This is a genomic window from Pluralibacter gergoviae ATCC 33028 = NBRC 105706 (assembly GCF_001598855.1).
In the GTDB taxonomy this organism is placed as follows: domain Bacteria; phylum Pseudomonadota; class Gammaproteobacteria; order Enterobacterales; family Enterobacteriaceae; genus Pluralibacter; species Pluralibacter gergoviae.
In genome coordinates this window covers 308,831-333,071 of record NZ_BCZS01000003.1, presented here as the reverse complement: position 1 = coordinate 333,071, position 24,241 = coordinate 308,831, and the positions used below count along the sequence as shown (strand labels likewise).

Annotated in this window: 26 protein-coding genes; 15 read left to right on the top strand and 11 right to left on the bottom strand. The window is 60.1% G+C overall.

Annotated features, from left to right (window positions below; all coding sequences use genetic code 11):
* Positions 1-145: transposase (locus ENGE1_RS26785; protein WP_073971306.1), on the top strand; the 145-nt coding region annotated here is incomplete at its 5' end.
* A gap of 27 nt (positions 146-172) precedes the next feature.
* Here the strand turns inward: ENGE1_RS26785 and ENGE1_RS28355 are convergent.
* Positions 173-421, bottom strand: coding sequence for a hypothetical protein (locus ENGE1_RS28355; RefSeq protein WP_151206543.1), 249 nt, complete (start codon positions 419-421; stop codon positions 173-175).
* A 183-nt stretch (positions 422-604) separates the two neighbouring features.
* Here ENGE1_RS28355 and dcp point away from each other — a divergent pair, with 183 nt between their 5' ends.
* Positions 605-2,650 (top strand): peptidyl-dipeptidase Dcp, encoded by a 2,046-nt coding sequence (gene dcp, locus ENGE1_RS05705; protein ID WP_048273194.1) that lies wholly within the window; start codon positions 605-607, stop codon positions 2,648-2,650.
* 106 nt (positions 2,651-2,756) lie between these two features.
* Here dcp and ftrA read toward each other — a convergent pair whose 3' ends face one another.
* The gene (gene ftrA, locus ENGE1_RS05700; protein ID WP_064360563.1) at positions 2,757-3,761 is read right to left on the bottom strand and encodes a transcriptional regulator FtrA; all 1,005 of its coding nucleotides are present in this window, start codon (positions 3,759-3,761) and stop codon (positions 2,757-2,759) included.
* A gap of 79 nt (positions 3,762-3,840) precedes the next feature.
* Between ftrA and ENGE1_RS05695 the strand changes: the two genes are divergently transcribed.
* The 3 genes from ENGE1_RS05695 (at position 3,841) to ENGE1_RS05685 (ending at position 6,477) form a co-directional block, all read left to right on the top strand.
* Positions 3,841-4,239 (top strand): rhodanese-like domain-containing protein, encoded by a 399-nt coding sequence (locus ENGE1_RS05695; protein ID WP_048252733.1) that lies wholly within the window; start codon positions 3,841-3,843, stop codon positions 4,237-4,239.
* 144 nt (positions 4,240-4,383) lie between these two features.
* Complete coding sequence (locus ENGE1_RS05690; RefSeq protein ID WP_048252732.1) at positions 4,384-5,487, top strand: cobalamin-independent methionine synthase II family protein; 1,104 nt, start codon at positions 4,384-4,386, stop codon at positions 5,485-5,487.
* Positions 5,488-5,583: 96 nt separating this feature from the next.
* Complete coding sequence (locus tag ENGE1_RS05685; protein WP_043083932.1) at positions 5,584-6,477, top strand: LysR family transcriptional regulator; 894 nt, start codon at positions 5,584-5,586, stop codon at positions 6,475-6,477.
* A gap of 40 nt (positions 6,478-6,517) precedes the next feature.
* On the opposite strand, the gene ENGE1_RS05680 is transcribed toward ENGE1_RS05685, so the two are convergent.
* Genes ENGE1_RS05680 through ENGE1_RS05670 form a run of 3 tightly spaced genes read right to left on the bottom strand, consistent with a single transcriptional unit; the run spans position 6,518 to position 9,462 of the window.
* Positions 6,518-7,852 carry an MFS transporter gene (locus ENGE1_RS05680; protein WP_048252731.1) on the bottom strand — a complete coding sequence of 445 codons (1,335 nt, stop codon included), beginning with the start codon at positions 7,850-7,852 and terminating at the stop codon, positions 6,518-6,520.
* Between the two features lie 9 nt (positions 7,853-7,861).
* Positions 7,862-8,512: an RraA family protein gene (locus ENGE1_RS05675; RefSeq protein ID WP_043083934.1), complete on the bottom strand. Its 651-nt coding sequence runs from the start codon at positions 8,510-8,512 to the stop codon at positions 7,862-7,864.
* Positions 8,512-9,462 (bottom strand): RraA family protein, encoded by a 951-nt coding sequence (locus ENGE1_RS05670; protein ID WP_197737240.1) that lies wholly within the window; start codon positions 9,460-9,462, stop codon positions 8,512-8,514. Before ENGE1_RS05670 ends, ENGE1_RS05675 begins: the two co-directional genes overlap by 1 nt.
* Before the next feature lie 170 nt (positions 9,463-9,632).
* Between ENGE1_RS05670 and urtA the strand changes: the two genes are divergently transcribed.
* The 6 genes from urtA to zinT all read left to right on the top strand — a co-directional run bounded on the left by urtA (position 9,633) and on the right by zinT (position 15,772).
* Positions 9,633-10,904 carry an urea ABC transporter substrate-binding protein gene (gene urtA / locus ENGE1_RS05665; protein ID WP_048252729.1) on the top strand — a complete coding sequence of 424 codons (1,272 nt, stop codon included), beginning with the start codon at positions 9,633-9,635 and terminating at the stop codon, positions 10,902-10,904.
* Positions 10,905-10,921: 17 nt separating this feature from the next.
* Entirely contained in the window at positions 10,922-12,481 is a 1,560-nt protein-coding gene (gene urtB, locus ENGE1_RS05660) for an urea ABC transporter permease subunit UrtB (protein WP_048252728.1), read from the top strand.
* Positions 12,481-13,554, top strand: a complete 1,074-nt coding sequence (gene urtC, locus ENGE1_RS05655) for an urea ABC transporter permease subunit UrtC (protein WP_043083938.1) — start codon at positions 12,481-12,483, stop codon at positions 13,552-13,554. The genes urtB and urtC overlap by 1 nt, the downstream gene beginning before the upstream one ends.
* Complete coding sequence (gene urtD / locus ENGE1_RS05650; protein ID WP_043083939.1) at positions 13,554-14,351, top strand: urea ABC transporter ATP-binding protein UrtD; 798 nt, start codon at positions 13,554-13,556, stop codon at positions 14,349-14,351. The genes urtC and urtD overlap by 1 nt, the downstream gene beginning before the upstream one ends.
* Positions 14,352-14,360: 9 nt before the next feature.
* Complete coding sequence (urtE, locus tag ENGE1_RS05645) at positions 14,361-15,059, top strand: urea ABC transporter ATP-binding subunit UrtE (protein WP_048252727.1); 699 nt, start codon at positions 14,361-14,363, stop codon at positions 15,057-15,059.
* An 86-nt stretch (positions 15,060-15,145) separates the two neighbouring features.
* Positions 15,146-15,772 (top strand): metal-binding protein ZinT, encoded by a 627-nt coding sequence (gene zinT, locus ENGE1_RS05640; protein ID WP_225823567.1) that lies wholly within the window; start codon positions 15,146-15,148, stop codon positions 15,770-15,772.
* A gap of 3 nt (positions 15,773-15,775) precedes the next feature.
* Here the strand turns inward: zinT and ydeE are convergent, their stop codons facing one another.
* Positions 15,776-16,960 (bottom strand): efflux MFS transporter YdeE, encoded by a 1,185-nt coding sequence (gene ydeE, locus ENGE1_RS05635; protein ID WP_048273193.1) that lies wholly within the window; start codon positions 16,958-16,960, stop codon positions 15,776-15,778.
* Positions 16,961-17,137: 177 nt separating this feature from the next.
* Here ydeE and eamA point away from each other — a divergent pair, with 177 nt between their 5' ends.
* Positions 17,138-18,037, top strand: a complete 900-nt coding sequence (gene eamA / locus ENGE1_RS05630) for an O-acetylserine/cysteine exporter (protein WP_043083944.1) — start codon at positions 17,138-17,140, stop codon at positions 18,035-18,037.
* A 204-nt stretch (positions 18,038-18,241) separates the two neighbouring features.
* Here eamA and ENGE1_RS26775 read toward each other — a convergent pair whose 3' ends face one another.
* The 4 genes from ENGE1_RS26775 to marR all read right to left on the bottom strand — a co-directional run bounded on the left by ENGE1_RS26775 (position 18,242) and on the right by marR (position 19,947).
* Positions 18,242-18,577 carry a putative T6SS immunity periplasmic lipoprotein gene (locus ENGE1_RS26775; RefSeq protein WP_072065259.1) on the bottom strand — a complete coding sequence of 112 codons (336 nt, stop codon included), beginning with the start codon at positions 18,575-18,577 and terminating at the stop codon, positions 18,242-18,244.
* A gap of 311 nt (positions 18,578-18,888) precedes the next feature.
* The gene (gene marB, locus ENGE1_RS05625; RefSeq protein WP_043083945.1) at positions 18,889-19,095 is read right to left on the bottom strand and encodes a multiple antibiotic resistance protein MarB; all 207 of its coding nucleotides are present in this window, start codon (positions 19,093-19,095) and stop codon (positions 18,889-18,891) included.
* A 7-nt stretch (positions 19,096-19,102) separates the two neighbouring features.
* A complete protein-coding gene (marA, locus tag ENGE1_RS05620; RefSeq protein WP_043083946.1) occupies positions 19,103-19,495 on the bottom strand; it encodes an MDR efflux pump AcrAB transcriptional activator MarA in 393 nt (130 codons plus the stop codon).
* Positions 19,496-19,512: 17 nt separating this feature from the next.
* Positions 19,513-19,947, bottom strand: coding sequence for a multiple antibiotic resistance transcriptional regulator MarR (gene marR, locus ENGE1_RS05615; protein WP_048252768.1), 435 nt, complete (start codon positions 19,945-19,947; stop codon positions 19,513-19,515).
* Between the two features lie 256 nt (positions 19,948-20,203).
* On the opposite strand from marR, the gene ENGE1_RS05610 reads away from it, so the two are divergent.
* Positions 20,204-20,872: a MarC family NAAT transporter gene (locus ENGE1_RS05610; protein WP_045290998.1), complete on the top strand. Its 669-nt coding sequence runs from the start codon at positions 20,204-20,206 to the stop codon at positions 20,870-20,872.
* 43 nt (positions 20,873-20,915) lie between these two features.
* On the opposite strand, the gene ENGE1_RS05605 is transcribed toward ENGE1_RS05610, so the two are convergent.
* Complete coding sequence (locus ENGE1_RS05605) at positions 20,916-22,109, bottom strand: sugar transporter (protein WP_048252724.1); 1,194 nt, start codon at positions 22,107-22,109, stop codon at positions 20,916-20,918.
* Between the two features lie 144 nt (positions 22,110-22,253).
* Between ENGE1_RS05605 and ENGE1_RS05600 the strand changes: the two genes are divergently transcribed.
* Both ENGE1_RS05600 and ENGE1_RS05595 read left to right on the top strand, forming a co-directional pair.
* Complete coding sequence (locus ENGE1_RS05600; protein ID WP_048252723.1) at positions 22,254-23,051, top strand: PhzF family phenazine biosynthesis protein; 798 nt, start codon at positions 22,254-22,256, stop codon at positions 23,049-23,051.
* A complete protein-coding gene (locus ENGE1_RS05595; RefSeq protein WP_048252722.1) occupies positions 23,051-23,845 on the top strand; it encodes a PhzF family phenazine biosynthesis protein in 795 nt (264 codons plus the stop codon). Before ENGE1_RS05600 ends, ENGE1_RS05595 begins: the two co-directional genes overlap by 1 nt.
* Positions 23,846-24,241: the final 396 nt, after the last annotated feature.

Below are 24,241 nucleotides of genomic sequence, written 5' to 3'. Positions count from 1 at the left end.
TTTGCTACGCCAGCAGAACGCGCATTTACGTATGCAGAGTAAAACGGGGCTTTTGTGGTCGAGATCGTACTTTGTATGCAGCACCGGAGGGGCAACGATTGAAACGCTCAGAGCCTACGTTCAGAGTCAGTCAACGCCGGATTGATCTTTAAAGCCCTGCGGGTTTTTCGCCTTATATCCCCGCCCGCATCGGGCGAGGGTTTACGGCGTTTTTCGCTAAAAGCGCAATGAGGACTGATTGTGCGGATACTTTTATAAAACTCACGGTATAAAGGCGACCTGATGCGATGCTGCCTGCCCAGAATTGTCTGGCTACATGTTCCTGTGACGTGTTTAAAGAGTCAATATTATAACGTTCAAACTCGTCCTGTTCGCTAACTTCAGTTTCATCCTCGAAATCATGCCATTTCCAGCAGTGCATTGTTACCTCAATTCCGTTTGTGGTTGGCGTATTTAAACAGACTGTCAAATTATGAACAATTCCGAAATCGGATCTTAGACTGGTGAGTTTCCTAAGCCTTGAACCCCGCCAGCCATATACCCTACTATCCGTCAATGCCCGCTGCGCCTGATGCCCGGGCCCATCAACCCACAGGAGTCCCGCATGTCCAGCCAGAATCCGTTCCTCTCCGCCAGCCTGCTGCCGTACCAGGCGCCGCGCTTCGATCTGATTACTGAGGCGCACTATCAGCCCGCGTTTGAAGAGGGGCTTAAGCGCAAGCGGATGGAAGTGGCGGCCATCGCCGACAATCCGGCGGCGGCCACTTTCGAGAACACGCTGGTGGCGCTGGAGCGCAGCGGCGAGCTGCTCGACCGCGTGACCGCCGTATTTTTTGCCATGGCTGCGGCCCATACCAGCGACGCGATTCAGCAGCTTGAGGAGACCTTCGCCGCCGGGCTGGCGGCGCTGGACAATGATATCTACCTCAACCCGGCGCTGTTTGCCCGCGTCGAACAGGTGCGGGCGCAAAACGATGCCCCGAACGACGAGTCCCGGCGGCTGGTGGAGGTGATTTACCAGCGCTTCGTGCTGGCGGGTGCCAATCTCAGCGATAGCGATAAGCAGATCCTGCGCGGGTTGAACACCGAAGCGGCGGCGCTGGCTACGCAGTTTAATCACCGCCTGCTGGCGGCTGCGAAGGGCGGCGGTCTGGTACTGGAGGCCCGGGAACAGCTCGACGGCTTCAGCGACGACGAGATCGCCGCCGCCGCCGATGCCGCGCGCGAAAAGGGACTTGAGGGCCGCTGGCTGATCCCGCTGCTCAACTTTACCCAGCAGCCAGCGCTGGCCCGCCTGCGCGACCGGCAGGTGCGCGAGCGGCTGTTTAACGCCGGCTGGCAGCGCAATGAAAAAGGCGATGATAACGACACCCGGGCGCTCATTCTGCGGCTGGTATCCCTGCGCGCCAGGCGGGCGCAGCTGCTCGGCTTTGCCGACTACGCCAGCTGGAGCATGGCCGACCAGATGGCGAAAACCCCGCAGGCGGCGCTCGAGTTTATGCGCAACATCGCCCCGGCGGCCCGCGCCCGCGCGGAGCGCGAACTGGCCGACATTCAGCGGCTGATTGACCAGCAGCAGGGCGGCTTTCGCGCCGAGGCCTGGGACTGGGGGTACTACGCCGAACAGGTGCGGCTGGCGCGCCACGACCTCGACGACGCGCAGATTAAGCCCTACCTTGAGCTGAACCGGGTATTGACCGACGGCGTCTTCTGGGCCGCCTCGCAGCTGTTCGGCATCCGCTTCGTCGAGCGCTTTGATATTCCCGTTTACCATCCCGACGTGCGGGTATGGGAGATCTTCGACGCCGACGGCGAAGGCATGGCCCTGTTCTACGGCGACTTCTTCGCCCGCGACAGCAAGAGCGGCGGGGCGTGGATGGACAACTTCGTCCAGCAGTCGACGCTGCTCGGCGCCCGGCCGGTTATCTACAACGTCTGCAATTACGTGAAACCTGCCGAAGGCAGCCCGGCGCTGCTGAGCTGGGACGACGTGGTGACCCTGTTCCACGAGTTCGGCCACACCCTGCACGGCCTGTTCGCCAGCCAGCGCTATCCGACGCTCTCCGGCACCCGCACGCCGCGCGACTTCGTCGAGTTTCCGTCGCAGATCAACGAGCACTGGGCCAGCCACCCGCAGGTGTTCGCCCGCTACGCCCGCCACTGCCGCAGCGGCGAGCCGATGCCCGACGCCCTGCGCGAGCGGCTGCTGGGATCGCTCACCTTTAACAAGGGCTACGACATGAGCGAGCTGCTGAGCTCGGCGCTGCTGGATATGCGCTGGCACACTCAGGCCGCCGGCGCGCTGGCCGATGACGTCGACGCTTTTGACGCGCGGGTGCTGCGCGAGGAGGGGCTGGATCTGGCGGCGGTGCCGCCGCGCTACCGCAGCAGCTACTTCGCCCACATTTTCGGCGGCGGCTACGCGGCGGGCTACTATGCCTATATCTGGACCCAGATGCTGGCGGACGACGGCTACCGGTGGTTTGAAGAGCAGGGCGGCCTGACCCGCGAGAACGGCCAGCGCTTTCGCGAGGCGGTGCTGTCGCGCGGCAACAGCAGCGATCTCGAGGCGCTGTACCGCGACTGGCGCGGGCGCGATCCGCACCCGCAGGCGATGCTGAAAAATCGCGGCCTGGATGAGGCTGTTTAGCTTTCGTTTAACGTCTGTCCGTTAGGCTGGGAACGTAATTGCAGGCTGGGCCTTGCCAACAAGGTTCGGTTTGCTACCCAAAAGAAAAATCAATCCATGCAAGCATTTACCGCCACTTAGCTGGCGGTTTTTTTTGCCCCGCGTTCCGGTACTGGCGCGGACTGACGCCGTAGCGCTGGCGAAAATGCTGCCGCAGGGCGCCGCCGGTGGCGAAGCCGCAGTCGGCGGCAATCTGCTCAACGCTGAGAGTGCCTCCGGTGAGCGCGTCGGCCGCCCGGCGCAGGCGCGTCTCCAGCAGCCAGCGGGCGGGCGTGGTGCCGGTGGACTCCGCAAAGCGCCGCAGCAGCGTGCGCGGGCTCATGCCCGCTCTGGCGGCGAGCGTCGCCAGCGTGTGCGGTTCGGCGAGGTGAAGGTGCAGCCAGTCGAACAGCTGGCCCATGCACTGGCTCTCGCGGCTGCGGGCCACCGGACGGGCGATCTGCTGCGACTGCCCGCCGTCACGGTGGGGCTGGATAACCAGCCTGCGCGCCACGCAGTTGGCCACCTCCAGCCCGTAGTCGCTGCGCACCACGTGCAGGCAGAGATCGAGCCCCGCCGCGCTGCCCGCCGAGGTCATCACCTGCTCATCGCCCACGTACAGCGCATCGTCCACCACCTCAATCGCCGGAAAGCGGCACCGCAGCGCATCGACGTAGCGCCAGTGGGTGGTGGCCCGGCGGCCGTCGAGCAGCCCGGCCGCCGCCAGCACAAACGCCCCCGAGCAGATAGCGATAATCCGACAGCCGCGAAGATGGGCCTGCCGCAGGGCCGCGCACAGCGCCGCCGGCACCGCTGAATCGGCCCCGCGCCAGCCGGGCACGATAAGGGTATCGGCCTGCGCCAGCAGCTCGCCGCCGCCGTCGGCCATCACCCGCACGCCGCCGGTGGCCCGCAGTTCGCCTTCATCGACGGCGGCCACCGCAAAGCGGTACCAGTTCTCGCCCAGCTCCGGGCGCGGCAGGCCGAAGACCTCTACCGCCATGCCGAATTCAAAGGTACACAGGCCGTCATAGGCGAGGGCGACCACCAGCGGGCGGGGCGCATTTGTCAGGATTGCGGCGCTTTCTGTCATCATATGGGGCGGTTACGCGGGGCCATGTTTGGTGTGATAACAGTTACCACGACAGCCCGTCGTCCAGCAAGGAGTAACTATGAGCCTCGTCACCGCCGTTCCCGCCGCGTCCTCTCCAGACGCCGTTCGCCACTTTCAGCTGCGCCTGAGCGTTGAGACCGACTGCGCCGACGTCCACGCCGCGCTTGCCGGCGGCGCGCCGGACTTCGTGCTGCTGCACGTCGTCGGCAGCCCGCAGGGTTTCGCCCGGCGGCATCTTCCCGGCGCCGTTCACCTGCCGCACCGCGAGATCACCGCCGACAGCCTCGCCCGCTGGCCCGCCAACACCCTGTTTGTCACCTACTGCGCCGGGCCGCACTGCAACGGCGCCGATGTCGCGGCGCTGAAGCTGGCCCTGCTCGGGCGGCCGGTGAAAATCATGATCGGCGGCATGACCGGCTGGCAGGATGAGGGGTTTACTTTTGCCCAACATGAATAACGTTCAACTCACATGAGGTAATCTCATTTGCCGCCGGCGGCGCGGCGTGCCAGTATCTGGACATGTAGCCATCCAGAAGTCTGAAAGTTGTTTTTGCTAATGATAACGCCGGGTAAGCAGTTGCCCGGCAAGACAGGAGAGAGTATGCCGCAGCCAGCCGCCCCCTACCGCGCCGATATCGTCGGCAGTTTTTTACGTCCCGACAGCATCAAGCGGGCCCGCGAACAGTTTGCCGCCGGTAAAATTGACGCCCGCCAGCTGCGCAGCGTTGAAGACGCGGCGATCCGCGATGTCGTCGCCCACCAGTGCGACTGCGGCCTGAAGGTGGTCACCGACGGCGAATTTCGCCGCGCCTGGTGGCACTTCGACTTTTTCGACGGCCTGCAGGGCGTTGAGCGCTACGATTCCGATAAGGGCATTCAGTTTAACGGCGTGCAGACCCGGGCCCACGGCGTGCGGGTTACCGGCAAGCTGGGCTTCGGCGATCATCCGATGCTGGAGGATTTCCGCTACCTGAAGAGCATCAGCGGCGGCGCCGAGCCGAAGATGACCATCCCGAGCCCCAGCGTGCTGCACTTCCGCGGCGGGCGCAAAGACATTGACGCAGCGGTCTATCCGGATCTCGCCGACTATTTCGACGACCTGGCCACCACCTGGCGCGATGCCATCCGTGCGTTCTACGACGCGGGCTGCCGCTATCTGCAGCTGGATGATACCGTCTGGGCCTACCTCTGCTCCGACGAACAGCGTCAGCAGGTGCGCGAGCGCGGCGACGATCCCGACGAACTGGCAAAAATCTACGCCCGGGTGCTGAATAAGGCGCTGGAGGGTAAACCGGCGGATCTGACCATCGGCCTGCACGTCTGCCGGGGCAACTTCCGCTCGACCTGGATCTCCTCCGGCGGCTACGGGCCGGTGGCCGAGGTGCTGTTCGGCACCGTCAAGGTCGACGCCTTTTTCCTTGAGTACGACAACGACCGCTCCGGCGACTTCGCGCCCCTGCGCTTTGTGCGCCCCGGCCATCAGAAGGTGGTGCTGGGCCTGATTACCACCAAAAACGGCGAGCTGGAAAATCCCGAGGCGGTGAAGGCTCGCCTTAAAGAGGCGGCGCAGTACGTGGCGCTGGAGCAGATCTGCCTCAGCCCGCAGTGCGGCTTTGCCTCCACAGAAGAGGGCAACAGCCTGACCGACGCCCAGCAGTGGCAGAAAGTGAAGCTGGTGACCGGGATTGCGGCAGAGGTCTGGTAGCCGCGCCGGGCGGTAAAGAGATCGACATCTTTACCGCCCGCGATATTATGGCTTTCCGTAAAACAGGCGGCTAAGCGATCGGTTGGCGAAAAACGCGTGAATATAAAACAGCTGAAATATTTTTGTAAGGTTGTCCAGTGCGGGAGCATCAGCGCGGCGGCAAACGATCTGGCCCTTGCGCCGCCGGCGGTAAGTATGCTGATCGCCGCCTTTGAAAAGGAACTTAATGGCACGCTGTTTGACCGCAGTTCGCGGCCGCTGAAGCTCACCAAGCTCGGCGAATTTATCTATCAGCGGGCGCCGGAGATCATTTTCGATATTGAGAAACTTGAGCACGATGCGCTCAATTATGTTAACGCGAGAAGCGCCTCGCTCAGCATCTGCTTTGTCCGCTCGCTGATGTTCAATCTTATTCCGGAAACCATCAAGCGCCATCTTGAGATGAACAGCCATATGCAGTTCACCCTGAAAGAGGTGCTGTCGGAATATCAGGTGCCCTATTTGCAGGACCAGAGCTTTGATATCGGCTTTTCGCGGCTGATGTACAGCGATGAGCATCCGACGCCGGAGCTGTGCAAAGAGCTTATTCTGGTTGACCCGCTGATTGCCGCCGTCCCGCGCAATCACTATCTGACCCGCAAGCGCTTTATTACGCTGCGCGACTTCTGCAGTTCGCCCTTTATCATCTATCCCTGCGATCCGAAGAGCGACTACGCCAGCTGTATCTTTGGCAAGTTTGATGAGCTCGGGATCCATCCGGCGATTTCTCACCGCGTCGTTGAAATCCACACCGCGCTGGCGCTGGTTGGCGCCGGGCTTGGCGTCACGCTGGTCGGGGCGTCGACCGTCGAGAATAATCGCCAGGACGTGGTCTTCTTGCCGATCGAGGATTTCAAATGCCTGAGCTATATCTACGCGCTCTATAATCCGCGCAATACAAACCCCAACATTCGCGCCTTTATTGATGAGATGAAGCAGAGAGCGGGCTGAAAGACGAGCGATGCGGGAACCGGGTCCCGCATCGGAAGACTCAGGCCTGGCCGTAGGGCTCGTCAATGGTCAGGATCACAACGAAGGTGATAAGCGAAATCGCGGACATAAACAGGAAAACCGTATTCCAGCCATAGCTATCGAGGATCATCCCGGCAATAAACGGCGTCGCGGCGCCGCCGAGTTGGCCGAACATATTGACGATGGCATTGGCGACCGGAAATTTCTCTTTGGCGATAAACGACATCGGATAGACCATATAGGCGGAGAAGCCGATGCTCAGCAGCAGGCCGGTCATAAACAGCAGCAGCGCGCAGGTGAGCGGCGTTACCGGGACATAGATCAGCAGCAGCATCATCACCGAGGTCGACACCGCCGAGATCAGCATACCCGGCTTGCGGCGCTTGCTCAGCACCTTGTCAGACAGCAGGCCGCCGAGCAGATTCCCCAGCACGGCGCCGACCCAGGGCGCGGCGGCGACAAAGCCCATGCCGACAATCGACAGATGCTTTTCGGCCAGCAGATAGGTCGGGATCCACGCCAGCAGCAGGCTGGAGATGCCGAGCTGGCAGCAGTAGCCCAGGCCGCAGCCCAGCAGGTTCCACGATCTCACCACCTCGCCGGTCGTGGTCAGGGTCTTCACCGGTTTGAGCCGGATCAGGGCGTCCAGCCAGGGGATTTTTACGTAGCGCGCCTGGCCGCCGCTGGCGGCGGCTGTTGCGGCGGCTTCATTGATAACGTCCAGCTCCCGGCGGTTCACAAAGCGCGAGGCGGCGGGCTTATCGGCAACAAACAGATACCAGATAATAGGCAGAATCAGTCCCGGCAGGGCGAAGAAAATAAAGACCTCCTGCCATCCCCAGTGCAGAATAATTGCCGCGCCAATAATCGGCGTCAGGACCGGTCCGAGCTTAATTGAGGATAAAAATATTCCCGACGCAGTGCCTTTTTCTTTCGACGGGAACCAGTTGTTAATTGTGGTCGAGACGCCAATAGGCAGCGGCCCTTCGGCAATGCCCAATAATACCCGGCAGAGTTTTAATTGCAGCACGGAGCCGGAAAAACCGGTTAATGCCGTGGCGATGGAGGTAAAAACCATCGAGGTGGTAAATACCTTTCTCACGCCGTAGCGGGTAATTAACCACGCCGAGGGGATCTGGATCAGGGCGTAAGCAATCAGGAACAGACTGACCAGCGCCCCGGCCTCGGCATTGGTCATATGATATTGCTGGCGAATAAACGGCAGCGCGACGCCGAGATTCGCCCGGTCGGCGGCGGCGATGGTATAAATTAAAAAGAAGAGGCCGGCCACCCACCAGCGGTAGTGGGTGGGTTTTTTATTCAGTAGGGTGGCATGTTCTATATTCAGGCTCATAATAATAACCTATTTAAGGTTTAAAGCATCAAACACCGCGTGGAGATTCATCAGTTCCGCAGTGGTTGCCCCTTTGGCGATCTTATTTTTATAGTTGGCCTCTTTTTCTTCTCTGGCACATGCCAGTTCCATGACCTCTTCAAGGCGTCGGGCGGGAATAACGACAATACCATCGCGATCGCCGACGATAATATCTCCGGGATAAATTGTACAATCACCAATATTAACCGGCTGATTCATTACGCCGGGCTGTTTCTTCTCCGTACCGCGAATAGAAATCGCGCGCGCAAAGACCGGAAAATCGGCCTGAATAATGGCCTCGCTGTCGCGAACGGCGCCGTTGACGATAAGACCGGCCAGGCCCGCGTACTGGGCCTGGGTCGTTAAGACATCGCCCCAGATGCCCGCTTCGGTAAACCCGTCGCAGTTGATAATCAGCACATCGCCGGGGCTGACGTGGAGCAGCGCATAGTGAATCATCAGGTTATCGCCCGGGCGCAGGTGCAGGGTGAAGGCCCGGCCGGCCATTTTCATCGTCGGCGAAAGCGGTTTAATCGCGCAGTCAACGGCCCCGGTCGCGCCCTGGGCTTCATATAAGGTTGCGGCACCTAATTTAATCAGCGCGCTGGCGGTAATATCATTTAAAGGTTGAGTGGTCATTATTTTTCCTCGATGAGCGGGTTTCTTTGCAGAGTGTGGTAGTGATGTTTTTGACGCGCTTCTTTAATCGACATGCCGGCGAGTACGTCATCAGTAATAAGATTTTCCAGACGACTGGTTTCCATTGCCCGCAGAATAACTTTTTCTGCGTTCCGGATATCCAGCACCACAACGCCGTCGCTGTCGGCGGCGATAATATCGCCGTGGCACACCCGGGTGCCGCCGAGATTAATCACGCCGGCGGTTTCTGCGACCTGCACGCGATCTTTCCCGGTGCGCATAAAATTGCCGAGGGCGTAGACCGGATAATTTGCATCCCGGGCCTCGGCGGTATCCCTGCACACGCCGTGAATGACGGTTCCGGCAATACCCCGGTGGGCCGCAAGCTGGCTTAAAATACCGCCCCAGACCGTGCAGTCGGTCCGCCCGGCGTTATCAATGACGACGGCATCGCGGGGCGTGACCTGGTCGATAAAATCCCCGACGGAGCCTGGATTATGGTTATCGACCGGAATATAGCGCACGGTCCACGCCGTACCGACAAATGCTCTGTCGACGGTGACGGGTTTAATTCCGTACACCACGCCGGGTAGCGAAAAATAGTCCAGCGCATCCGAAAGTTCTGGGGTGGATAATGTTTTTGCCGCCGCAATAAGTTCATCAATATTCATTTTTTCACCTGACTGGTTTGTGGTTTTCACACTATTCATCAGCGGCGATAACCTCACAACGGCATCGGGAATAACCTGAATTAAGAAAAACTTAATCTGTGAGGCGTGCGAACGGGATGTTAACCTTGTTTTATATATATTATTGATATTTATGGTTTTATCGACGACGGTGAAGAAAGCCCTGTAAAGGGGCGTAATAAAATTGTGATGGCGCCGGAATTTTATATTTACCCGTTCCGCGGCGGGGAGTGCTTTTGGTGCAACGCCCGATGGCTGCACTGTTGTAATGCATTTTTTCCCGGCGCGGCGCGCCAGGGCCGGTGCAATAAGGGCTTCGCGTCGGCGGTCCGCTGATAATGCGCGTGCAGATCAGAACTGGCACTCTTTTTGCCTGACTCCTGACGAGATTATTCGGGATCGTCCTTTTCGTTTTTACTCAGGAGTCATCTATGCGCCGTCGTACTTTCCTCAATGCCTTTGCCTTAACTGCCGCTGCTGCCGCCATAGGATTCAGCGCCAGCGTCTATGCCGCCGACACCATTAAAGTCGGGATCATGCATTCGCTCTCCGGGACAATGGCGATTTCCGAAACGCCGCTTAAGGACGTGGCGCTGATGACCATTGATGAAATCAACGCCAAGGGCGGGGTGCTGGGCAAAAAGCTCGAACCGGTGGTGGTGGATCCGGCCTCCAACTGGCCCCTGTTCGCCGAGAAGGCGCGCCAGCTGCTGACCCAGGACAAGGTGGCGGTGGTGTTCGGCTGCTGGACCTCAGTGTCGCGCAAATCGGTGCTGCCGGTATTCGAGGAACTGAACGGCCTGCTGTTCTATCCGGTGCAGTATGAAGGGGAAGAGATGTCGCCGAACGTCTTCTATACCGGGGCGGCGCCGAACCAGCAGGCGATCCCGGCGGTACAGTATCTGATGAGCGAGGACGGCGGCGGCGCGAAGCGCTTCTTCCTGCTCGGCACCGATTACGTCTATCCGCGCACCACTAACAAGATCCTGCGCGCCTTCCTGCACTCGAAGGGCGTGCAGGATAAGGATATTGAAGAGGTCTACACGCCGTTTGGCTACAGCGATTACCAGACCATCGTCGCCAACATTAAGAAGTTCGCCGCCGGCGGCAAAACGGCGGTGGTCTCGACCATTAACGGCGACTCCAACGTGCCGTTCTATAAAGAGCTGGCCAACCAGGGCGTGAAGGCCACCGACGTGCCTGTAGTCGCCTTCTCGGTGGGCGAAGAGGAGCTGCGCGGCATCGACACCAAACCGCTGGTGGGCAACCTCGCGGCGTGGAACTACTTCGAGTCGCTGGATAACCCGGTGAATAAAGCCTTTGTCGCCGACTACCGCGCCTACGCGAAGGCCCACAAGCTGCCGAATGCCGACACCGTGGTGACCAACGATCCGATGGAGGCCACCTATGTCGGCATCCACATGTGGGCCCAGGCGGTCGAGAAGGCGGGCACCACCGATGTCGATAAAGTGCGCGCGGCGATGGCCGATCAGTCCTTCAAGGCGCCGTCGGGCTACACCCTGACGATGGACGCCACCAACCACCATCTGCACAAGCCGGTGATGATCGGCGAAATCGAGAGCAACGGCCAGTTTAACGTCGTCTGGCAGACCGATAAAACGGTGCGCGCCCAGCCGTGGAGTCCGTACATTCCCGGCAACGACAAGAAGTCCGACAGCCCGGTGAAAGCCTCCGCTCAGTAACTGGCAAGGAAACCTGGATGAAATATCTCCTGATACTGCTGGCGCTGGTCCTGCCGTGGGCTGCGCAGGCGAACGATGCCGATGACTTTGTGGCGGCCAGCCGGCCGGCGCAGGCCGAACTGCTCGGCAAGTGGGCGGCGGATCCGCAGCCGCAGCGCCTGCCGCTGCTGCGGGCGCTGTCGGCGGAGAGCCTGCGCGCCGACGACGGGCACCACGCCTTCAGCGTGGTGAATGGCAACACCACCGCGCTCGGGGACGCTGCCGCGCCCGCCGGCGATCTGCGTCCGGTGCGGCTTACCAACCGCCTGCGCAACCTGGTGGCGGGGGCGCTGGCCACCCATCAGCTGGTGAGTGACAGTGTCACTGACAGGCTGGCGGCGGCCAGAACCCTGCAGCGCGACGGGGCCGCCGATCTGCGGCCGCTGCTGGCGAAGCGTCTGCAGGTCGAAAGCGATGAGGGCGTGAAGGCGCAGCTGGCGCTGGCGCTGGCCAATCTCGATCTGGCCAGCCCCGACGCCGCCGTGCGGCTGCGGGCGGTAGAGGCGCTGGGCCAGGGCACCGACCCGGAGCTGCAGGCGCGCCTGACGCCGTTTACCGACCCGAAGCTGGAGCCCGATGCCGCGGTGCGCGCGGCGGCGGCGGACAGCCTCAGCCACATTCAGTCGCGGCTGAAGTGGGGCGACTGGCTCGGCCAGGCCTTTATGGGCCTGTCACTCGGCTCGGTGCTGCTGCTGGCGGCGCTGGGGCTGGCGATCACCTACGGCCTGCTCGGCGTGATTAACATGGCCCACGGTGAAATGCTGATGCTCGGCGCCTACAGTACCTGGCTGGTGCAGCAGGCGCTGGCCCAGTTCGCGCCCCAGTGGCTGAGCTTCTATCCGCTGCTGGCCCTGCCGGTGGCCTTCGCGGTTACCGGCGGCATCGGTATGCTGCTGGAGCGCACGGTGATCCGCCACCTCTACGGCCGCCCGCTGGAAACCCTGCTGGCGACCTGGGGCATCAGCCTGATGCTTATCCAGATCGTGCGCATGCTGTTCGGCGCCCAGAACGTCGAAGTGGCGAACCCGGCCTGGCTCTCCGGCGGTATTCAGGCGCTGCCTAACCTGATCCTGCCGTGGAACCGCATCGTGACCATCGGCTTTGCGCTGCTGGTGCTGTTCTTCACCTGGCTCATCCTCAACAAGACCCGCCTCGGCCTCAATGTACGGGCGGTGACCCAGAACCGGGCGATGGCCGCCTGCTGCGGCGTACCGACCGGGCGCATCGATATGATGGCCTTCGGCCTCGGGTCCGGCATCGCCGGGCTGGGCGGCGTGGCGCTGTCGCAGCTCGGCAACGTCGGCCCGGAGCTGGGTCAGGGATACATCATCGACTCCTTCCTGGTGGTGGTGCTGGGCGGCGTCGGCCAGCTGGCGGGCAGCGTTGCCGCCGCGTTCGGGCTGGGCTTCTTCAATAAGATCCTTGAGCCGCAGATGGGCGCGGTCCTCGGGAAAATCCTTATTCTGGTGCTGATCATTCTGTTTATCCAGAAGCGGCCTCAGGGACTGTTTGCGCTGAAAGGGAGGGTTATCGACTGATGAGCCAGCCACTGACTCTGACGCTCGCCCGGCGGGCCCCGCGCCCGCTGCGCTGGCTCGGCGGCCTGCTGGCCGCCGCGCTGCTGGTGATGCCGTTTCTGGCGCTGCTGCCCGCCAGCAGCCCGCTGTATATCTCCACCTGGATGCTGACCCTGGTGGGGAAAATTCTCTGCTACGCCATTGTGGCGGTAGCGCTCGATCTGGTGTGGGGCTACGCCGGGCTGCTGTCGCTGGGACACGGTCTGTTCTTCGCCCTCGGCGGCTACGCGATGGGCATGTACCTGATGCGCCAGGCCGCCGGCGACGGGCTGCCGGCGTTTATGTCGTTTCTGTCGTGGAGCGAGCTGCCGTGGTTCTGGTGGGGCACCCAGCACTTTGCCTGGGCGCTGCTGCTGGTGATGCTGGTGCCGGGCCTGCTGGCGCTGGTCTTCGGCTGGTTCGCCTTCCGCTCGAAGATCAAAGGCGTCTACTTCTCGATAATGACCCAGGCGCTGACCTACGCCGGGATGCTGCTGTTCTTTCGCAACGAGACCGGCTTTGGCGGCAACAACGGCTTCACCGGCTTTACCACCATCCTCGGCTTTCCGGTCACCGCCACCGGCACCCGCATCGGGCTGTTCGTGGCGACGGTGCTGCTGCTGCTGGCGACGCTGGCTATCGGCTTCGCGCTGGCGCGCAGCAAGTTTGGCCGCATCCTGACGGCGGTGCGCGACGCCGAAAACCGGCTGATGTTCTGCGGCTACGATCCGCGCGGCTTTAAGCTGCTGGTGTGGACGCTGTCGGCGGTGCTGTGCGGACTGGCGGGGGCGCTGTACGTCCCGCAGGTGGGGATTATCAACCCCGGCGAAATGTCGCCCACCAACTCGATTGAGGCGGCGATCTGGGTAGCCCTCGGCGGGCGCGGCACGCTGATCGGGCCGGTGCTCGGCGCCGGACTGGTCAACGGCGCCAAAAGTCTGTTCACCGTCGCCATGCCGGAGTACTGGCAGCTGTTCCTCGGACTGATTTTTATCGTCGTCACGCTGTTTCTGCCGCGCGGCGTCATCGGACTGCTGCGCAGAGGAGAGAAGTAATGCATCAGCAAGAAGGGCTCTTTACCCGCCAGCAGCCGACGGACCGCTTCCGCGAGCAGACCGACCCGGTGCTGCAGCTGGAGAACATCAACGTCAACTTCGACGGTTTTCAGGCGCTGACCGATCTCTCTTTGCAGATAGGCGTCGGCGAGCTGCGCTGCATTATCGGCCCCAACGGCGCGGGTAAAACCACGCTGATGGACGTGATCACCGGCAAGACGCGGCCCCAGAGCGGGCGCGCTCTGTACGATCAGTCGGTGGATCTGATGACCCTCGATCCTATCGCTATCGCCCGCCGGGGCATTGGCCGCAAGTTCCAGAAGCCGACGGTGTTTGAGGCGCTCAGCGTTGAGGAGAACCTCGAAATCGCCATGAAGGGCGAAAAGTCGGTGTGGGCCAGCCTGCGGGCGGCGCTCAGCGGCGAGCAGCGGGACCGCCTCGACGAGGTGCTGCAGCTGCTGCGCCTCGAGGGCGAACGCCGCCGGCGCGCCGGGCTGCTCTCCCACGGTCAGAAGCAGTTCCTGGAGATCGGCATGCTGCTGGTGCAGGAGCCGCACCTGCTGCTGCTCGATGAGCCCGCCGCCGGGATGACCGACGCCGAAACGGAGTATACCGCCGAGCTGTTTCGCGCGCTTTCCGGCAAGCACTCCCTGATGGTGGTGGAGCACGATATGGGCTTTGTGGAGACGATTGCTGATAAGGTGACGGTGCTGCACCAGGGCCAGGTGCTGGCGGAGGGCTCCCTGCGGGAAGTGCAGGCCAATGAGCAGGTTATCGACGTCTATCTCGGGCGCTAAGGAGCAATCATGTTACAGGTTCAGGAGCTGCACCAGTATTACGGCGGCAGCCACATTCTGCGCGGCGTAAGCTTTGAGGTGCGGGTCGGGGAGATCACCTGCCTGCTGGGGCGCAACGGCGTGGGTAAAACCACACTGCTGAAATGCCTGATGGGGCTGATCCCGGCCCGCAGCGGCAGCGTCAGCTGGCAGGATAAGGCCATCACTCAGCGCAGGCCACATCAGCGGGTGCAGGCGGGGATTGCCTACGTGCCGCAGGGCCGGGAGATTTTTCCCCGCCTCACCGTTGAGGAGAACCTGCTGCTGGGCATGTCGCGCTTTCCGGCGCGGGAAGCCCGCCAGGTGCCGGAGGAAATTTACCGGCTGTTTCCGGTGCTGCGCGAAATGAAGCAGCGCCGCGGCGGCGACTTATCGGGCGGGCAGCAGCAGCAGCTGGCGATAGGCCGGGCGCTGGCCAGCCGCCCGCAGCTGCTTATTCTCGATGAGCCGACCGAGGGCATCCAGCCTTCGGTGATCAAGGAGATTGGCCAGGTGATCCGCACTCTGGCCCAGCGCGGCGATATGGCGATCCTGCTGGTGGAGCAGTTCTACGACTTTGCCGCCGAACTTGCCGACCAGTATCTGGTGATGTCCCGGGGCGCTATTATCCAGCAGGGGCGCGGCGCCGAGATGGAGGCCCACGGCGTGCGCGGTATGGTGACAATATAGCGAGCGCAGCCCTTGAGAAAGGTGTTGTTATAATATAGCATCACTTTTTTCTGATACCAAAGGGACTCTCCGTGGCCGCTAAACCTCTGTTTTTAACCATCTCTATTATCGCCGCGCTGCCTGCAGCCGGCGCTTTTGCCCACTCGCACGGGCACGCCTTCACCGCAGCCGAGCAGAAGGCCGCCGACGGCGTTTTCGCCGACGGCGACGTGCGCGATCGTAAGCTCTCCGACTGGGACGGCATCTGGCAGTCGGTTTATCCGCTGCTGCAGCACGGCGATCTCGACCCGGTGTTCCGCCAGAAGGCGGAAAAGGATAAGAGCAAAACCTTCGACCAGGTGAAGGCCTACTATACGACCGGCTATAAAACCGACGTCGATAAAATCAATATTGAAAATAACGTTATCGAGTTCGACAGCGGCCGGGAGGCGGTCTCCTGCGAGTACCGCTATGAAGGGTTTAAAATTCTCACCTACGCGTCGGGCAAGAAGGGCGTGCGCTACCTGTTTACCTGTCAGGATCTGGAGAGCAAGGCCCCGCGCTTCGTGCAGTTCAGCGACCACCTGATAGGCCCCCGCCAGTCAATGCACTTCCACATCTTTGCCGGCAACACCTCGCAGACGGCGCTGCTCAAGGAGATGGATAACTGGCCGACCTACTACCCGGAGCAGCTCTACACTCGCCAGGTGGTGGAGGAGATGCTCCACCACTAGCCGTCAGGCCGCCGTTTGCAGGCTGGCGATGCGCATCCCACGCAGGATCATCAGCCAGGCGACGACAATGGCGGCAATCATAAAGGCGAACACCGTCCACGCGGGCAGGCTGGAAAGGATCATGCCGGTGATCATCGGATTGGCGGCGGCCCCCAGCCAGCCCAGCATCTGCGCCGAGAAGTAGCTCGCCTTCATCCCCGGCGGGGCAATGCTGTCGATCAGCATATATTCGCCGGGGGCGTAAATAATCTCGCCGACGGTAAACAGCGCCGCCGCCGCGCCCCACAGCCACAGGTTCTGGTGGGCGCCGATAAAGCCCACCAGGCCAATAATAAAGAACACCATGCCGATGGTCATCAGGCGGCCAATATTGGCGGGCGTAATGGCGCGACCGATAAAGTACTGCAGGGAGACCACCATCACCGCGTTGACCGGCAGCACGACGGAAACCACTTTCTGGGCAAACTCCGGGTTGCTCAATTCGACCAGCACGTACTGGGAGATACAGGTGGCAAACGAGCCGCCGACGTAGGAGGCCAGCACGCCGGAAAGGGTGTACCACAGCAGCGCCCGGTCCTTCAGCAGCACCGACGGCTGCCAGGCGGCGGCATTTTTTTCAGTTTCGGCAGCGACGCTGCGCCGGACGTACAGCTGAATAAACACCAGCGGAAACGCCGCGCAGACGGCGGCCAGCCAGAAGGGCAGCTGCAGGCCGTACATTACAAGCCAGGTGCCGATGGGCGGGCCTACGGTCCAGCCGATATTCACCACGCTGTAGTTGAGCGAGAAGATGCGCGCCTTTTCGCCGCCGGCAAGGCTGTCGGAAAACCACGCCTTCAGCACGGTGGAAAACACCGAGTAGGCGCAGTTGATCAGCGAAAAGAAAAACACCACCAGCGCGACGCTGTCGACAAGCGGAATGGCGACAAAGCCGCCGATAAAGGCGGCCACCGCCGCCAGCATATAGCGCTTTTTATCGAACTTGTCGGCGAAAATGCCGAAGCCGAGGCTGAATACAATCCCCACGGTCAGCGCCAGGGTGAGGGCATAGCCGATGCTTTCTACGTCCATGCCGAAGCGGCGGGTAAGGTAGATGGTCATAAACGGCAGCGTGGCGCCGCGTCCAACGGTTAACAATAGCGAAGAGGCCAGCAGCGCCGCGGTCGGCCGCCTGAGTGATGGGTTCATGTCCCTGCCCGAAAAGTTTGTTTTTATTGTGTCTTTTCAGAAATATCACGAGTAAACCGCCTTGTACAGACGCGGATTTGCCCCGCGGCGCCTGCCAGAAATAATGACTGTTCGTGCCGTCTTTTTTTCGCTATTTTAAAAATCGTTTACAAAAATTTAATGTTTCAGGGGCGGGGCATGTCGCGTAAAGATGGTCTGTTGGCGCTGTTGGTGGTGGTTGTCTGGGGGCTTAACTTCGTGGTTATCAAGCTGGGGCTGCACAATATGCCGCCGCTGCTGCTGGCCGGCCTGCGCTTTTTGCTGGTGGCCTTTCCGGCCATCTTCTTTATTCCTCGCCCGAAGGTGCCGCTTTCGCTGCTGCTGGGCTACGGTCTGACCATCAGCTTCGGCCAGTTCGCCTTTCTGTTTTCCGCCATCAGCGTCGGTATGCCCGCCGGGCTTGCCTCCCTGGTGCTGCAGGCGCAGGCCTTTTTCACGATTATTCTCGGCGCCATCGCCTTTGGCGAGCGCCTGCAGAGTAAGCAGATGGCGGGCATCGCCCTGGCGGCCATCGGCGTACTGGTGCTTATCGAGGCCAGCTTCAGCGGCGAGCACGTGGCGCTGCTCGGCTTTATGCTGACCCTGGCGGCGGCGCTCTCCTGGGCCTGCGGCAATATCTTCAATAAAAAAATCATGCAGCTCCCCGAGCGGCCCGGAGTGATGTCGCTGGTGGCGTGGAGCGCGCTGATCCCGGTACTGCCGTTTATGCTTGCCTCGTACCTGCTCGACGGCCCGGGAGTCATGCTGGCAAGCCTGGTCAATATTGATATCACCACCGTGCTGGCGCTGTGCTATCTGGCCTGGGCGGCGTCAATCGTCGGCTACGGGATCTGGGGCGCGCTGCTCGGACGCTATGAAACCTGGCGGGTGGCGCCGCTCTCCCTGCTGGTGCCGGTGTTCGGCATCGCCAGCGCCGCGCTGCTGCTGGGCGAACGGCTTAGCCTTATGCAACTGGCTGGCGCGGTGCTGATTATGGGTGGACTCTATATCAATGTCTTCGGGCTACGGCTGCGGCGGGCGGGCGTGGCGCGTGGATAGCGATTTGCTACGGGCATTACGTGAAAAATTCTGCCCGGAGCCAAACGCATTGCTGACGGGCAGAAGGCATGCTGTGAACCGGTCGCCAGTCCTTCACGCAACGCCTTCTCCTGCAAACCACAGACGCTACGGTTGGCGACGGTTACAAAAAATTGCTTAGATATAAAACAGATGGCTATCAACAGGGGTAAGCATTACGTCCCACTAAAAATTGGTCAGCTGCCCATTGTTATCAATAAAAAATTCATGAACATATTTTTGTCCATTCAACCCATAGTTAATGGCATAACTGTAGCCATAATCCCACTTTACGGTTATACAAGAATCCGGATAAGAACGAGCCAAGCTTTCCTTAGCGGCGATCATTCGGTATCCCTTACCCTTGCTTGATTCAATCGTGTAATAGTTGAGAACATCTTTTTTATCAACACTAAAGCAAAGATTATTTCCATCAATGAAGGTAGATCTGGGATGAGGTGCGGGATTACCTCCTGGGCAACCAGTAAGAAGGAAGACTAATGGCAGTACCAGTCTTTTCATCCGGGAAATCCTCGTAAAACTGCTCTGTATTTAGCGATCAGAGAGCGAACTCACCTAATGTTAGAAGCCTAAGCCCTCCAGGTGCTATTGGTGTCCCTGACGATGGGGTTATCCGTTTATTTACTGGCATTCCGCTTGCTCCGTGGGTAATTCAGAGCGAGCATCATACATCTGCGGAACTTACGGCGGAAAGGGAAGATCCTGAGAAAACGCATAAAAAACGTGCGGGGTACGGGAAGCGCTCAAAACGAAAAGCGCTGCAGTGTAATAAAAAAACCCCGCAAGCGCGGGGTCAGGAAATCAGCGGGCGATCAGTTGTAGTACGGTACGCCCAGCTCGTCGGATTTGTCGCTTCCGGCGCCGCGGTGGTTGAAGTCAAACGGCGAGTTCTGCTGTGAAGAGGGCATCACCATCGTACCTCTGGCGTTATTTTCCGGCGCAATGCGCGTCTGCTCAGCAAAACTCTGGCCGGAGACCAGCACTGTTAAGGCGAGGGCGGCAGTAGCGATGTATTTCATAGCAACCTCAGTGACACTGGTGGCATTGATGATTGAGCGGCAGCAGGTAGCGCGACTCACCGGGCATATTGGTGATGCGGTACTTGTGCGGCGGAACGTCAAAGTAGTTCTTAAACGTTCGGGTCAGGGTCTGCTGGGATTCAAAACCGTAGCGTTCGGCGAGGTAGAGAATCGGCTCGTTGCTTGCCTTCAGCTTCTGGGCGATTTCGGTCAGTTTACGGCTGCGGATATACTGGCCCAGCGAGTGGCCGGTCTCTTTTTTAAACATCCGCTGCAGGTGCCATTTTGAGTAACCCGAGCGTTCGGAAACCTTCTCCAGCGACAGCGGAGACTCCAGGTTATCTTCGATCCACTCAAGAATACTGTGAATTGTGATGGCGTCATTATTACGTCTGGACATCATCTTTCCCCTTCTGATTACGGCAGAACTTTTTTGAGCAGCAGCTCAAGCATGGCAATTTCTTCTGTCGTTAAGTTTTTTGTTAGTTCCTGATGCAGGCTTTGTCCTACTAACTGGTGACACTCTTCGCAGATCGCTGCGCCCTCTGGCGTCAATCGCACCAGCACGCCGCGTTTATCATTCGGGTTAGGCAGACGCTCAACCCAGCCTTTACACGCGAGACGATCCAGCATTCTCGTCAGGGCACCCAGGTCCACCGAAAGCACTTTCTTAAGCTCAACCGGGGTCAGGCAACCCTGGCAGCGAATCGAGCTCAGCGTTTTGAACTGCGACGCGGTGATATCCATCGGCGACAGATATTCATTGAGCAGTCGGTCTTTCTTCTGGTTGGCCATGTAGATCAAACGCCCGAGTGGAATGACTTCGTTAAACAGGTCACTGGTGTTTGTCAAAATGGTTGCCCCGGCAAGTAGTTTAGTTGCAGGCGATATTATTGCCCTGGCAACCATAAGTCAATCGAATGGATTTCCCGATCACACTTATTGCTAAAGTGATAACGATCACTCTTTTTGGCTAACATTTGCAGCATTAAAATTATATTGATAAACGTGCGTTATGGTTGAGGCGCTAAACTTTGCCACCACCACGCAATATCCCTAACTACTCTTATACTTTTAACAACATACCGAACCCACTGGAGTTTTACCTATGCTGGAACTTTTTAAGGCCATTGGACTTGGGCTGGTGGTTATCCTGCCGCTGGCCAATCCGCTGACCACCGTGGCGCTGTTTCTCGGACTGGCCGGCAATATGAGCAGCGCCGAGCGCAACCGTCAGTCTTTTATGGCTTCCGTGTACGTGTTCATTATCATGATGGTGGCCTGGTACGGCGGTCAGGTGGTGATGAATACCTTTGGTATCTCGATTCCAGGGCTGCGTATCGCCGGTGGGCTTATTGTGGCCTTTATCGGTTTTCGCATGTTGTTCCCCCAGCACAAGGCGCAGGATTCGCTGGAGGCAAAGCATAAATCCGAAGAGTTGAAAACGGAGCCGGAGGCCAATATCGCCTTTGTGCCGCTGGCGATGCCGAGCACCGCAGGTCCGGGGACCATCGCGATGATCATCAGCTCCGCGTCAACGGTGAAATCCGGCGTCGATTTTGCACCCTGGATATTGTGGGCGGCGCCGCCGCTGACGTTCCTCGCGGTGGGGATTATTCTGTGGGCCTGCTTGCGCAGTTCCGGGGCCATCATGCGGCTGGTGGGTAAGGGCGGTATCGAAGCGATTTCCCGCCTGATGGGCTTCCTGCTGGTCTGCATGGGCGTGCAGTTCTTTATCAACGGCGTGCTGGAGATTATTCACAACTACCAGCCGTGATCGCCTTGTAAAAAAGGTGGCTTGCGCCACCTTTTTTTTCCCCTCAATGCTGATGCTGTTCCTCAAGCGCCACCGGCCAGCGGCGGAAAATCACCACCGACCACATCAGCGCCGCCAGCGCGGGCGCCGCGCCGATATAGCCAATATCCGCCATCGACAGGTGCAGGCTCACCTGGTTTCCCACCAGCGCGCCGGCGCCGATGCCGATATTGAAAATGCCGGAAAACAGCGACATGGCGACATCCGTGGCGTCCGGCGCCAGCGCCAGCACCTTCACCTGCATCCCGAGGCCGATGGTCATAATGGCAATACCCCACGCGACGCTCAGCAGACCAAGGTTCCACTCGCTCTGTGAGGCGGGAAGCAGCAGCAGCAGGCAGAGCGTCAGCAGCGCGATGGCGGCGCTGACCAGCGACGAGGCGTGGCGGTTGCCGAGCTTGCCGAACACCACGGAGCCGATAATCCCCGCGCTGCCCAGCACCAGCAGCAGCACGGTGGCGAACCCGGCATCAAAGCCGGCGACGTTGATCACGAACGGCTCAATATAGCTGTAGGCGGTGTAGTGGGCGGTGACCACCACCGCCGTCAGCAGATAGATGCTGACCAGCGCCGGTCGGCGGAACAGCAGCGGCAGGCTTTTCAGCGAACCTGAGTGTTCGCTCGGAAGCGCAGGCAGCAGCTTGATCAGCGCCACCAGCGTAGCGAAGGCCCCGACGCCGATAATAAAGAAGGTGGTACGCCAGCCGAAGTACTGGCCGACGATGCGGCCAATCGGCAGGCCGAGCACCATCGCCAGCGCGGTGCCGGTGGCAATCAGGCTCAGGGCCTGGGCGCGCTTGCCCGGCGGCGCAAGGCGGATGGCCAGCGAGGCGGTGATCGACCAGAACACCGCGTGGGCGAAGGCAATGCCGATGCGGCTGACGATAAGCACGGTGAAGTTCCACGCCAGAAACGACAGCACGTGGCTGGCAATAAACAGCACGAACAGGCCGATCAGCAGGCGCCGCCGCTCCACCCGACCGGTCAGCAGCATAAACGGCAGCGACATCAGCGCCACCACCCAGGCATAGATGGTCAGCATAATGCCCACCTGCGCGGTCTGCATCCCGAAGCTGTCGGCAATATCAGAGAGCAGGCCGACCGGCACAAACTCGGTGGTATTAAAGATAAACGCGGCAACGGCAAGCGTGACGACCCGCAGCCACGCGACCTTGCGCGAGACGGTATTTGTTGGCATAAACGTATTCTGGGTTGGTTGCGGAAAGAAGAGGATTCGATCTTAAAACCAACGCTGCGCAGAATACAATCATTTTGTGATTTAGATCTCATATTGAAGCGCTATGCCGCGCTTCTCCCGCGATATTTATGCAAAGGACAGACAATGCTCGAGATCCCGTTTTATATGGTAGACGCCTTCAGCGACCGCGCCTTTGGCGGCAATCCGGCCGCCGTGTGCCCGCTGGTCGACTGGCTGCCGGACGCGACGCTGCTGAAAATGGCCCAGGAGCATAATCAGTCGGAAACGGCTTTCTTTGTCCGCACCGACGGCGGCTTCGAACTGCGCTGGTTTACCACCCAGGGGGAAATCAACCTCTGCGGACACGCCACGCTCGCCAGCGCCCACGTCATTTTTGAGTATCTCGACTATCCCCACGCCGAAATCCGCTTCACAACCCGCTTCGTCGGTGAGCTAACCGTGAAGCGCAGCGGCGACTGGCTGACGATGGATTTTCCGGCGTGGCAAACTGCGCCGGTGCAGCCTCCGGCGCTGCTGCTTTCGGGCCTCGGTATCGACGGCGCGCAGGCATTTCGCCTCGGTCGCGACTACCTGGTGGTGCTGGAAAATGAGCAGCAGGTGACGGCCCTGGCGCCGGATATTCACGCCATGCGGCCGCTGGAGAAAATGGTGTGCGTTACCGCCCCCGGCGACGAGGTCGATTTCGTCAGCCGCTTCTTCTGTCCCGGCGAGGCGGTGGCGGAAGATCCGGTCACCGGTTCGGCCCACAGTATGCTCATCCCGTACTGGGGCGAACGGCTGGGCAAAAAGCAGATGCAGGCGCGGCAGATCTCCGCCCGCGGCGGCGAGCTGCGCTGCGAATGGCGGGGCGACCGGGTGCTTATCAGCGGCGAGGCCAGAACCTACCTGATTGGCACGGTGATGCTGCGGGAGGCGATCTGATGGCGCACGCGATCCCCATCTGGCTGGTAGACGCCTTCAGCGACCGCAACTTCGGCGGCAACCCGGCGGCGGTGTGCGAACTGGCGCAGTGGCTCCCCGATGAGCGACTGCTGGCGATGGCGCGCGAGCACAATCAGTCGGAAACGGCCTTTTTTGTGCGCGATGCCGCCGGGATCGGCCTGCGCTGGTTCACCACCCGCGGCGAGGTGAACCTCTGCGGACACGCGACGCTGGCCACCGCCCACGTGCTGTTCCGCCATCTTGACTACCCTGAACCGGCGATCCGCTTCACAACGGCTTCCGGCACGCTCCGCGTGAGCCGGGAAGGCGAATGGCTGACGCTGGACTTCCCCGCGGGCGATAGCGTTGAGCAAACGCCGCCCGGGGCGATGCTCGACGCGCTGGGCATCCGCCGCTATCTCGCCGCGCGCAAAGGGCGGGCGTGGCTGATCGAACTGGCGGACGCCCGCCAGGTGGCTGACCTCGCGCCGGATATTCACCGCATGATCCCCGGCGAGCATAAAGTGACGGTAACGGCAAAAGGCGAGGGGAAATATGACTTCGTCAGCCGTTTTTTCTCCCCCGGCGAAGCCGTGTGGGAGGATCCGGTAACCGGCTCAGCCCATACCATGCTTATTCCTTACTGGAGTGAAAAGCTCGGCAGAAATTCGCTGCTGGCCCGGCAAATATCTTTTCGCGGCGGCGATGTGCGCTGCGTACTTAACAACGATCGGGTGCTTATGGCCGGCCAGGCGACGACCTGGATGAAAGGAACAATCCTTCCCTGTCATTGAAAATATTCGCCCGCGGCAGCGCGGGCGGGTTTTCCAGCAAGTGCAATTTCCTCTGCCATATATTCCTTGGTGCGCACTGTAAGGTTATTCTGGAATAAGTAAAACAATTCTTTTAGTGTGGTCTATGGCCAGTTTTATCATCCTGATAATGGCTTTGCGTCAGAGGATCACCCCGTATTATCGCCTCCCTGGAAAAATTATGGTTCATTATTCTGTGGATTTTCTGGCGCTTGTGGTTTCTGACTCCTTTATTGCCACTCATTTTATGAATGGAGTCATCATTATAAATATACTGGCACAGAGGGGTTGTGATTTTATCTATGTAAATCATTACGTTGCTGTCCTGGCTGGCGAGTCTTGAGCGTTGCTCAAGGTTGCCTGATAATCATCACTATT